At 41.7% G+C, this 11534-nt stretch carries 9 protein-coding genes; 4 read left to right on the top strand and 5 right to left on the bottom strand.

The window, feature by feature from the left end; genetic code table 11:
• Window positions 1-26: 26 nt before the first annotated feature.
• The 3 genes from B3H30_RS15210 to B3H30_RS15220 form a co-directional block, all read right to left on the bottom strand.
• Window positions 27-1535, bottom strand: coding sequence for a bifunctional GNAT family N-acetyltransferase/carbon-nitrogen hydrolase family protein (locus B3H30_RS15210; protein ID WP_046672920.1), 1509 nt, complete (start codon window positions 1533-1535; stop codon window positions 27-29).
• A gap of 417 nt (window positions 1536-1952) precedes the next feature.
• Window positions 1953-2294, bottom strand: a complete 342-nt coding sequence (locus tag B3H30_RS15215; protein WP_046672455.1) for a DUF3467 domain-containing protein — start codon at window positions 2292-2294, stop codon at window positions 1953-1955.
• 36 nt (window positions 2295-2330) lie between these two features.
• Window positions 2331-3449 carry a M42 family metallopeptidase gene (locus tag B3H30_RS15220; protein ID WP_070561144.1) on the bottom strand — a complete coding sequence of 373 codons (1119 nt, stop codon included), beginning with the start codon at window positions 3447-3449 and terminating at the stop codon, window positions 2331-2333.
• A gap of 272 nt (window positions 3450-3721) precedes the next feature.
• Between B3H30_RS15220 and lgt the strand changes: the two genes are divergently transcribed.
• The 4 genes from lgt to B3H30_RS15240 all read left to right on the top strand — a co-directional run bounded on the left by lgt (window position 3722) and on the right by B3H30_RS15240 (window position 7286).
• On the top strand, window positions 3722-4537 hold the full coding sequence (gene lgt / locus B3H30_RS15225) for a prolipoprotein diacylglyceryl transferase (RefSeq protein WP_046672457.1): 816 nt from the start codon (window positions 3722-3724) through the stop codon (window positions 4535-4537).
• Between the two features lie 152 nt (window positions 4538-4689).
• Window positions 4690-5880 carry a tryptophan synthase subunit beta gene (gene trpB, locus B3H30_RS15230; RefSeq protein WP_236560212.1) on the top strand — a complete coding sequence of 397 codons (1191 nt, stop codon included), beginning with the start codon at window positions 4690-4692 and terminating at the stop codon, window positions 5878-5880.
• Window positions 5881-5974: 94 nt separating this feature from the next.
• The gene (locus B3H30_RS15235) at window positions 5975-6517 is read left to right on the top strand and encodes a L,D-transpeptidase family protein (RefSeq protein WP_286775266.1); all 543 of its coding nucleotides are present in this window, start codon (window positions 5975-5977) and stop codon (window positions 6515-6517) included.
• A 202-nt stretch (window positions 6518-6719) separates the two neighbouring features.
• Entirely contained in the window at window positions 6720-7286 is a 567-nt protein-coding gene (locus B3H30_RS15240) for an AraC family transcriptional regulator (protein WP_286777387.1), read from the top strand.
• Window positions 7287-7498: 212 nt separating this feature from the next.
• On the opposite strand, the gene B3H30_RS15245 is transcribed toward B3H30_RS15240, so the two are convergent.
• Together B3H30_RS15245 and glmS are read right to left on the bottom strand one after the other, a co-directional pair.
• Complete coding sequence (locus B3H30_RS15245; RefSeq protein WP_286777386.1) at window positions 7499-9679, bottom strand: DUF4954 family protein; 2181 nt, start codon at window positions 9677-9679, stop codon at window positions 7499-7501.
• A gap of 8 nt (window positions 9680-9687) precedes the next feature.
• On the bottom strand, window positions 9688-11529 hold the full coding sequence (gene glmS, locus B3H30_RS15250; protein WP_286777385.1) for a glutamine--fructose-6-phosphate transaminase (isomerizing): 1842 nt from the start codon (window positions 11527-11529) through the stop codon (window positions 9688-9690).
• Window positions 11530-11534: the final 5 nt, after the last annotated feature.

An 11534-nucleotide genomic window follows, 5' to 3' on the forward strand; every position in this document is an offset into this window, starting at 1 on the left:
TAAGAGATTAAAAGCGTATTTAAATTTTACTTCAAAAGTTTCACTTCGTACAGATCCTTCCGCCTATCCTTCTTCACTTTAACAGTACCATACTCATGTAGGTCGCGCAGCGCATACAGATCAACGTCGGCAATAAGCACCATCTCCGCATTCGGTGTCGCCTCGGCTTTGATGGCATTATTGGGAAAAGCAAAGTCTGAAGGAGTAAAAACGGCGGACTGCGAATATTGTATATCCATATTATTCACACGCGGCAAATTACCCACAGAGCCAGCAATAGCCACATAACATTCATTTTCTATCGCCCTGGCCTGCGCGCAGGTACGCACCCGGATGTACCCGTTTTGGGTATCCGTCATAAAGGGCACAAATAGAATCTGCATGCCCTGATCGGCCAAAATACGGCTCAGTTCAGGAAACTCGACATCGTAACAGATCAACAGCCCTACTTTACCACAATCGGTGTCAAATACTTTCACTTCACTACCACCCACCATACCATAGTATTTAAATTCATTTGGCGTGATATGAATTTTTTTAAACTCATCCAGCTTACCGTTGCGATGACAGAGGTAGGAAACATTGTAGAGTTTTTTGTTTTCCATCAATGGCATGGAACCCGCAATGATATTAACGTTGTAGGATACAGCAAACTGTTGAATGCGGTCGATAATCTCGGAGGTATGCTGCGCAAGCCTTTCCATCGCCAGGCGCTCGGGAAGATCGTTATAAGGGCTCATGAGCGGCGTATTGAAAAATTCCGGAAACATGATAAAATCTGTTCCATAATCACTCACGGTATCCACAAAAAACTCGATCTGATCATAAAATGCCTCCAGATTATCAAACAAGCGCATCTGCCATTGCACCAGCCCCAAACGGATCGTCTGCTTGGTGGTCGAAATGGACCGTGTCTCTGACTCATAATAAATATTATTCCATTCCAACAGGGTAGCAAACTCCATCGATTCAGCATCTTCAGGCAGATAATGCTTGAGTATTTTTTTGACATGAAAATCATTTGAAAGCTGAAAGGTCAGCGTCGGATCATAGATCTCCTTGCGTTTGACTTTCTCGATGTAAACCCGCGGACTCATTTTATCCGCATAGTTATGGTAATTGGGAATACGGCCCCCGGCAACAATACATTTGAGGTTCATCTGTTCACACAGCTCCTTACGCGCATCATAGAGACGCCGGCCGAGACGTAACGCCCGATGTGCCGGATGAACAAACACTTCTATCCCGTAAAGGGTGTCTCCATCATCACTATGCTTGGTAAACTTACCGTCATCGATAATCTCATAATAGCTATCGTAAATATTATTCTTTTTTGAATTCAGGATAATGGACAAGGCACAGGCAACGACATGTCCATCAATCTCCACACATAATTGCCCTTCGGGAAATATATCAATCAAATCCTGAATATTTTCCTTTGACCAGGTCTCACCTGCACCATCATAAGCCTGTTCCATCGATCGTTTCAAATCAACATAATCCTTCTTTGTCAAGTTCCGCACTTGAATATCCATATAAATCTCCTTTTTGAATTAGTTATCTAAATTTAGTAAAAGTAAATGCCAAGTCCAAAACTAACAATAGCCCACAGGCGAATATCAGATGGCATCCAACTTTATATTTTAGACAGTGCTTACTCAGTGATTGTTCAGTGCTCGTTCAGTGCTTGCTCAGTGTAGACTGAATATGCACTGACTTATTACTGTCTAAACATTGATTAAGAAATATTAATAGGCACTACCTGATATGCAGATGTTTCAATTTTAATTAGATCTTGATGATCTTATCCCTTAACAGGTAGTTAGGGCAATCGTTTTTTTCGTACATGAACCCAATTGGAGCATCGGAAAGACTTTGCTGAAATCAAGGACATAAAAAAAGCGCCAATGTTCAATTGGCGCTTTTGATATCTCAATGATAGCTGCAATCAACTATGCTTGACCTTGTGGCGTTCCAAAAGGGAATGCAACTGTAGGATCACCACCTTGTTGAGGTTGTTCAGCAACACCTAAGTCCATTTTAATTGGGCCATTTAATGCTTCGAAACGGTTCACGTTATCAACCAATGCACCTAACAAGCGTTTTGCATGCTCTGGAGTCAAAACGATTCTTGATTTCACTTTTGCTTTTGGCACTCCTGGCATCACACGGATAAAGTCAACCACAAATTCAGTATTAGAGTGAGTGATAATCGCAAGATTTGAGTAGGTTCCTTCTGCTACTTCTTCTGTCAACTCGATGCTCAATTCGTTTTGATTTTGGTTATTTTCCATAATAATTCTAATGATAAGTTAATATATTCTTAAATTCTACTTTGTAAATGTTCTAAAATCTTGTCCGTTCTCAATATTCAATAATGTTTCGTAGATCAACCGGATCACGTTATCCACATCTTCCTTGTGCACCATCTCCACTGTTGTGTGCATATAACGGAGTGGTAAAGAAATCAATGCAGACGGTACACCACCATTGCTATAGGCAAATGCGTCCGTATCAGTTCCTGTAAAACGAGAAGAAGCCTGACGCTGGAAAGGAATATTATTCTTCTCAGCAACTTTAACCAACAGTTTATTCAGATTAATCTGAACCGCTGGAGCGTAGGACAATACCGGACCTTTCCCTGAAAATAGATCGCCCTGTGTGATCTTATTGATCATCGGAGTTTGCGTATCATGTGTCACATCAGTTACGATGGCGACATTCGGTTTGATACGATCTGCAATCATTTCGGCACCGCGTAAACCAATCTCTTCTTGCACCGAATTTACGATATATAATCCAAATGGCAATTTCTTTTTATTCTCTTTTAGCAAACGAGCAACCTCAGCAATCATAAAACCACCGGCACGATTGTCCATAGCCCGCCCAACATAATAACGGTCGTTAAGGATAGAGAATGTATCTTCGTATGTAATGACACAACCGACATGTATTCCCAAGGCTTCAACCTCTTCTTTGGTACTACAGCCACAGTCCAAAAAGATATTTTTCAGCGAAGGATTTTCTTCTTTCTCTCCCGAACGCGTATGAATTGCCGGCCAGCCGAATACAGCTTTGACAATGCCCTTTTCCGTATGAATATTCACGCGCTTAGACGGCGCAATCTGGTGATCTGAACCACCGTTACGTATTACATAGATCAGTCCGTCTTTGGTAATGTAATTGACAAACCAAGAAATCTCATCCGCATGAGCCTCTATAACGACCTTATACTCCGCTTTTGGATTGATTACCCCTACAGCTGTACCGTAGTTGTCAACGAATGTATCATCAACATAAGGCTTCAAATAATCCAACCACAGGCGCTGTCCTTCCCACTCAAATCCTGTAGGAGAAGCATTATTGATATATTTCTCAAAAAATGAAAGCGAATCTTTTGTCACAACCGCGTCGTGCTTCGGCTCTTTTTTCTTGTTTTTTTCTGCCATCTTTTCCTTTTCTATTTACTTTCGTCAAAATATGAAAATTTCAATGAAATGCAAAAGTAAAAATGTTTTTTGAAATATTGTTTGCGCAATTTATTTTAGGTTATACGCTCCTCTTTAAGTAAAAAGGATCCGCAAAAGACAATATTTTGTTCACGATGAATGAATTAGATCCGCAGCCCAATGATATTCTGCTTAAAAACAAATTGTAGGAATAAAAAAATGAGATTAAAGCTTATCTTTACTTCAAAGTAATTTAAAAAGCTATAAAATTTATGAATTCAATATTAAGTGCAATACATTGGAATATTGACCCCGAAATGTTCAACTTTGGCGCTTTTGCCCTTCGCTATTATGCCTTATGCTGGTTGTTAGCGTTTTTTGTTTCATACGTAATCATGTTACGTATATTCAAAAAGGAAGGCCGCACACAAGAACAGTTGGATCAGCTTTCAATTTATATTTTTCTGGGCACTTTGATCGGAGCACGATTAGGACACTGCCTATTTTACGATTTTGACTATTACAAAGATCATATACTTGAAATCTTTCTGCCATTCAAATGGGATAAAACAGGATTTCATATCACTGGTTTTGCAGGTTTGGCTTCTCACGGTGGCGCCATTGGAATTATCCTCGCACTCTATTTATTCTGCAGAAAAACAAAAACTGATTTTCTGTGGTTAGCGGACCGATTGGTCGTTGTAGTCCCTATTGCCGGTGCACTTATCCGTATCGGAAATTTCTTCAATTCCGAAATTATTGGCACACCTACAGATCTACCCTGGGCTATCGTGTTCGAACGTGTAGACAATGTACCACGCCACCCAGGGCAGCTTTATGAAGCAATCGCCTATATTTTGATCTTCATTATCATTGGCTCCCTATTCAAATCAAATCCCAATCGCCAAAAAGGCCAATTATTTGGCATATTCATGGTCCTATTATTTGGTGCACGCATGGTCTTGGAACATTTTAAAATTGACCAAGAACCTTTCGAGCAAAGTATGGCTTTAAATATGGGCCAATTACTGAGTATACCTTTTATTCTGGTAGGCTTCTACTTTATCTTCCGGAAAACCAAAGCTTAAAACAGGAGACATTGTTTTTGTTTGCTAATACAAGATTTTACAGGCATCTTTTCTACAAAAGATGCCTTGTTTTTTTTCTATACCTGCAAAGATTACTATATTAGGCTTCAATAAATAATATATCTTTTTACAACAAGAAACTTAAGCCTAAAATGAGTCTAACACAAGCTGCATCTGTCGAAGCAAATGAGAAGATGCTTCAATACAATGGTCAATATGGAGAATTTGGAGGATCTTACATCCCACCGGTATTGGAAGAGCAATTGAATAAACTGGCTGCTTTTTTCGATAGTCATGTCCAAAAAGAAGAATTCCAGAAAGAGTTTATTGCGATCTTAAAACATTATGTCGGTCGCCCCTCACCTTTATATTACGCGAAGAATTTAAGCGAACACGTAGGTTCCAAAATCTATTTAAAGCGGGAAGATTTAAACCATACAGGTTCCCACAAGATAAACAACTGTATCGGTCAAATTCTTTTGGCTAAACAAATGGGAGCTACAGAGATCATTGCCGAAACTGGCGCCGGTCAACATGGTGTTGCAACAGCAACAGCAGCAGCATTGTTAAACATCCCCTGTAAAGTATTTATGGGCGAAATCGATGCTGCGCGGCAGGCCCTGAACGTCAAACGCATGGAATTGTTGGGTGCCGAGGTTGTAACGACCAACTTAGGTAGCCGTACATTGAAGGATGCCGTAGACGCGGCCTTGATGTATTACGTCGAAAATCCCACATCCTATTATCTATTGGGATCACATGTTGGCCCACATCCCTATCCAAAAATGGTCGGCTATTTTCAAAGCGTTATCGGTAAAGAAGCACGCCAGCAGATCCTTGATCAGGAAGGGCGCCTTCCCGACAGCATCTTTGCCTGTGTAGGTGGCGGGTCAAATGCGATTGGCTTATTTTCGGGTTTTCTCGATGATCATGCCGTCGAAATTCATGGTGGTGAAGGTGGTGGCACCGGGACTTATCCAAAAACAGCAGCGACACTTTCTTTTGGTAAACCAACTGTATTCCAGGGGACATTTTCATACTGTCTGGTCGATGATGAAGGTAATCCGATCCCCTCAACCTCGGTATCTGCAGGCCTTGATTACCCGGGGATATCGCCGCAACATGCCCAGCTAAAAGATAGCAATCGTGCAAACTATCATCCCGTGACTGACACCGAGGCGATTGATGCCTACAAGTTGCTTTCCCGACTGGAAGGTATTATTCCGGCCATTGAATCGTCTCATGCTGTTGCCCTTGCGGTGAAATTGCTCAAAGACAAAAACCAAGTCGCTATTGTGAACCTTTCGGGACGTGGCGACAAGGATGTTGACCGCGAATTCTAGACGGTAACATCAAAATACATGAGTAGACCGAGTGCCGAGCCCTAGGTTATGCACTCGGTCTAAACATTTTATCCATTAGCTAACGATCGCCAAGATGAAACGACCTAGAAAACGTCGAATAGTTTTAAAAACAGTCATCAGCCTCCTCGTCTTACTTTGCCTGGGCCTGATAGGTTATAATCTTTATCCCGAAGCAACGTTGGATCGGCATGCGAAAGTGGACAAACTGATTGTCTATAAATCTAAAAGGACACTATTGGCCTATAGCAAGGGAAAGCTCCTAAAATCATATCGTATTTCACTAGGCGGTCAACCTGTGGGTGACAAAGAATTTGAAGGTGATTTAAAAACACCCGAGGGTCTTTATACGATCAACGATAAAAATCCAAATAGCGACTATCACAAAAACCTGGGTGTCTCCTACCCGAACGAACTGGATATCGCCCATGCCAAAAGTTTAGGAAAAGATGCCGGTGGCGACATCAAGATCCACGGACTCCGAAACGGACTAGGCTTTATCGGTAAATTGCAACGCCACATGGATTGGACTTTCGGTTGTATGGCACTTACAAACTCGGAGATTGACGAGCTTTTTGACGCTGTTCCAATCGGCACAACTATTGAAATCAAGCCCTAGCGGAAATAATACCTTGACTGAAATCAACGCTTAGCATACGTCCCTTTACACTCATTCGTAGGTGATCTAACCCTCCGTCCTATTTTTTCCTACAGCCTATTTTCAAAATACTACAAGATAAACCCTAAATATTACAACCCCATGTCTAATAAATTAGCGATTTTTGAGTTTACATGAGTAACTTGTATTTAAAATAATTCTTATGAAACTTGCAATAAAGAATATGGTATGCAATAGATGCATAATGGTTGTTGAAAATGAACTGGCGAAGCTCAATCTCCATGTTAAGCATATTTCTTTGGGCCAGGTGGAAATTGAAGAAGAACTGACCAAAACGGAGAGCAAGCAACTTGCTGCAAATTTTTCGGAACTTGGGTTTGAACTGATTGACGATAAAAGAACCGTTATTATCGAACAGGTAAAACATGTGGTGTTGGATCTCATCCGTAATCAACATAACGACACCAGCCTTAATCTCTCCGAAATTATCAGCACGAAAGTACACCATGATTACAACTACATCTCCAATCTATTTTCGGATGTGGAAGGGATAACCATCGAAAAATACTTCATCGGCCAGAAAATTGAATATGTCAAAGAGTTATTGGTTTACGATGAACTTACCTTGAGTGAGATTGCCTATAAACTCAATTACTCCAGTGTTGCCTATTTAAGCAATCAATTCAAAAAAGTAACCGGATTGACGCCAAGCCACTTTAAACAGATCAAAGACAATAAACGCAAACCTCTGGATAAAATCAATGATTAAAGGCGTGGAACGACAAAAGCAAGCTTCCTAACAGACTCGACTTCCAGGATTAGAAAACAGACAAAAAACAGAAGCAACTGGTCCAAGAAAAGAAGCAGGAGGCCAAAGAAGAAGCAGGTCAAAAAAAAGAACAGCAGGCCAAAGCCGAGGCAGGTCAAAAAAAAAGAAAAGTACGTCAAAAAAGAAAAGGCTTCCGAGCGGAAGCCTTTCTTTTAAAATTGCCCTTTCAAATTAGCAACCCTTATCTTAAATATCTCTAATTCTTTTTGTTGTTGATTAATAAAAGAATTGTCCTCCAGTTTTCCGACCACAATATCACGTTCTTCATCATTGGCATAAACCATGTTTTTGAACTGATTTTTGTAGTCTTTAGCCCGGGATTTATAAATCTGTTCACCAATCCAGATCCGGTGCCCAAGCGCCTGATCCAACAAAGATACAATTTTATCGGTTGATAAAATCATACCTTCCAAATTTAAGACTTCAATTAAAGACAAGAGTGCATGTTCACGTTTATCTAGGGGGTAATCTTTACTTTTATCATGATAGAATTCATGAATATCATCCCATGAATCTATCTTCTTTGATTTGACATCATCTAAGAAAATATGCAGGGCATTGCTTTCGATCAGCTGTCCACCGATATTCTCCCAGCTCGTCCGCGATCGACACGACAAGGAGGCAATAATATCCTGCAGTGAAAGACCTTCTTCGAGGGCATCGATCAGGTGCAATACACCATAATACTTAATAAACGAACGATATAAGTGATAAGCCTCACCAACTTTCTGAATAACAGTCGGTCTGCGTGAATTTTCGGCTCCTTGCAACACGATGGTCTGATCTTTTAGATCCATGTTGTTGGCAAGCAGTGCCCGACCGGCAACAATACGTTCGTGCTCATCCTTCCCTGCTGCAGTGTGAAGGCTGTCTGCAACGGCCAAGGCCAGCATATCCATACCTTCAAACATTTCATTCACCGTATCCGGTGCCAACATATCGTATTCAAAATATTGATTTTTGAAATGTCGATTGTCCCGCGCCGCATACTTATTGGCATTTCGTACCAATGCATACATATTGTACATAAACCAATACCCCGGAATCAAAACCAATTGATCATGTTGTACGTCATTGCTTACTAAGGTGAACGGTAGCTTGATATCCAGTTCATGCAGAAAATCCCCTTTTACAATCAGGCAATACGAGGCAAATCTGGAGTTGTGTTTTAGGCTGACACAGAGTCCGGGCCAAAAGCCACGTCCCGCGATAATTTCACCGTCCGCAGCTCTGGAGTTGTGATTGGATCCTACAGTTGCTCCAGCAGCCATATTACTTTGGCCCATCACCAATGCCGCACATAAAAACGAGTTGTTATGGTGCTGTTCATGGGCTGGAAAAATCAAGGAATTTAATACTTCACAACAGGAAATTGTTGAGTTGTCACCCAAATAAGAGTTGATCAAACGCGCACCATATTTCAACTGCGAATAGGAAGCCAAGATAAAACGTACGGCTTTAACGCCATAAAATATACGACAGCCATAGCCAATAATTCCATTAACAAGCTCACAGCCTTCACCGATCTGCGTATACGATTCCTGCGAGGAATTGACGGTTACATTTTTCAGCTTGCTGACCCCTTTGATATAAACATCAGTCCCGATCTTGACATTCTTGATCGTAAGCGTATTTTTGATGACACAACGGTCGCCAATCTGGCTGTAATAGCCGCGTTGACTTCCAAATTTCTGATCCGTCAGTTCTCCAAATCGCTGCTGTAAAGCATGGTCATGCCGATTGCGGGTCCAAAGGTATACATCTGCAGCCTGCATGCCATCAAAAGGGTAAACCGAGCGGGCGCCATTTTCGTTGCAGAGCTCCAGCTCGATCCGTTTTTCAGGCTCTTCACCGTCACGGAGAATACCATTACCAAACTTGGCTGTACTACCGGTCTCCATTTCCTTGATCTGGCTCAACAGCACTTCATTACCAACAATAAAGTAGGACAAGTAGCCCACATAATGAACGGCAACATCGTCACCAAAGTCCGAGCTGATGATCGTCGAATGGTACAGGCCAATGGGCAACTGCAAATTGCGGTAATCCAGGTAACTCGGGCTCAAATTGCCAATACGGACCAGACCGTAGAACTTACAGTGCTGCACCTGATTCGGATCGAAGACTGCCGATACTTTGACCTTGGTCCAGTCGCTGGACCAGTTACCGTTATGAATCAACTGTTGAATCTCTGTTTCCGTCAGATCGCGGTAGTCATTACGCGGGTTTTGCTGAAAGCGCAGGGTATATTCATCTTGTCCTGCTGGAATAAATTCATCTGGGATAAATCCATAGCCCAGCTGTTCCAAAGGTTTCTTCTTCAATACACTCATTGGCCTCCTTACTCTACAGTTACCGACTTCGCCAGGTTACGTGGTTTATCCACGTCCAAGCCTAGCTCTACACCAATATAATACGATAGCAGTTGCAATGGTACAACGGAAATCAATGGCGCAATAATCTCATCGGCCTCCGGAATTTCCATAAAATCATCCGATAGATTTTCAGAAACGGTATCGCCCTTGGTAACCACCGATATGATCTTTCCCTTACGTGCTTTGATCTCCTGAATATTTGAAACAATCTTCTCGTGATAAGCATCTTTTGTAGCGATAAAAACAACAGGCAAGTTCTCATCAACCAATGCGATCGGTCCATGTTTCATCTCTGCTGCAGGATAACCTTCGGCATGGATATAGGAAATTTCCTTGAGTTTAAGCGCACCTTCCAGGGCAACTGGGAAATTATATCCCCTACCCAAGAAAAGAAAGTCGCGGGCATCTTTGTACTTTTTGGCAATGGTTTTAATTTTATCAACCTGCGTATCCAAAATCCACTCCACCTTTTCAGGCACTTCATTTAATTCCTGTGCAAGTTTTTGATAACGCTCTTCACTGATGGAGCCTCTTAAAGAAGCAATCTTTAAGGCAATCAGGTTCAATACAGTCAACTGTGCTGTAAATGCTTTTGTACTTGCTACGCCGATTTCTGGTCCAGCATGGGTATAGGCACCTGCATCCGAAAGTCGGGCGATAGAAGATCCAACAACATTGACCACACCCAATATAATAGCACCCTGTTTTTTTGCATTTTCCAACGCAACTAATGTATCAGCCGTTTCACCACTTTGGGAAATCGCCAAAATAACATCCCCTGGATGAATAACCGGATTACGGTAGCGGAATTCCGATGCATATTCAACTTCTACATTTATACGGCACAATTCCTCAATAACATATTCTGCAATAAGTCCGGCATGCCAGCTGGTACCGCAGGCAACAATTACAATGCGATTGGTGTTGCTGATCTCATTGGCAAATTTTTCAATGCCGCTGAGTGTAATCTGATGGGATTGCAGATCAAGACGTCCACGCATGGAGTCAAAGATCGTTTGCGGTTGCTCAAAGATCTCTTTCAACATAAAGTGATCAAAGCCCCCTTTTTCAATAGCTGACAGTTCCAGATCCAATTTTTGGACATAAGGTGTGATGCGCTCATTACCCAGATTTTTAAGGATCAGCTCCTCCGGTGTGATAATGGCCAGTTCATAGTCATTGATGTAAACAACTTCTTTGGTATACGCTAACATCGGGGAAGCATCTGAACCCAAAAAATGTTCATTTTTACCGATACCAATTACCAAAGGACTTCCCTTACGTGCTGCAATAATACGATCCGGATGACCAGCTTCCAATACGAGGATCACATAGGCCCCGACGACCCGTTTTAAAGCAATACGGATCGCTTCTTCTAACGAGCATTCATTCTGCAATTGGATTTCTTCGATAAAGTTGACCAGAACCTCTGTATCGGTATCACTTTTAAACGTATAACCTTTATTGATTAATTCTGATTTTAAGGAAGCATAGTTTTCAATGATACCATTATGAATCATCGCGATGCGTCCGCTATTGGAATAATGCGGATGTGCATTCCGATCAGAAGGTTCACCATGGGTAGCCCAACGGGTGTGGCCTATCCCTGTGGTCGACTGTAGATCTTTTCCGTACACAAACTCTTCCAAGTTTGCGACTTTACCTGTTTTTTTGTAAACATCGATCTGCTCACCTTTATGCAATGCCACTCCAGCACTGTCATAACCACGGTATTCTAACTTTTGTAATCCGTCAATGACGATACCATACGCCTGACGATAACCTGTGTATCCTACAATTCCACACATGTATG

The sequence above is a fragment of the Sphingobacterium sp. UBA7038 genome, assembly GCF_002494055.1.
GTDB lineage: Bacteria > Bacteroidota > Bacteroidia > Sphingobacteriales > Sphingobacteriaceae > Sphingobacterium > Sphingobacterium multivorum.

Coding starts and splice junctions, on each gene's coding strand:
- B3H30_RS15210 (WP_046672920.1), bottom strand. CDS start 1,535: ATGGATATTCAAGTGCGGAACTTGACAAAGAAGGATTATGTTGATTTG.
- B3H30_RS15215 (WP_046672455.1), bottom strand. CDS start 2,294: ATGGAAAATAACCAAAATCAAAACGAATTGAGCATCGAGTTGACAGAA.
- B3H30_RS15220 (WP_070561144.1), bottom strand. CDS start 3,449: ATGGCAGAAAAAAACAAGAAAAAAGAGCCGAAGCACGACGCGGTTGTG.
- lgt (WP_046672457.1), top strand. CDS start 3,722: ATGAATTCAATATTAAGTGCAATACATTGGAATATTGACCCCGAAATG.
- trpB (WP_236560212.1), top strand. CDS start 4,690: ATGAGTCTAACACAAGCTGCATCTGTCGAAGCAAATGAGAAGATGCTT.
- B3H30_RS15235 (WP_286775266.1), top strand. CDS start 5,975: ATGAAACGACCTAGAAAACGTCGAATAGTTTTAAAAACAGTCATCAGC.
- B3H30_RS15240 (WP_286777387.1), top strand. CDS start 6,720: ATGAAACTTGCAATAAAGAATATGGTATGCAATAGATGCATAATGGTT.
- B3H30_RS15245 (WP_286777386.1), bottom strand. CDS start 9,679: ATGAGTGTATTGAAGAAGAAACCTTTGGAACAGCTGGGCTATGGATTT.
- glmS (WP_286777385.1), bottom strand. CDS start 11,529: ATGTGTGGAATTGTAGGATACACAGGTTATCGTCAGGCGTATGGTATC.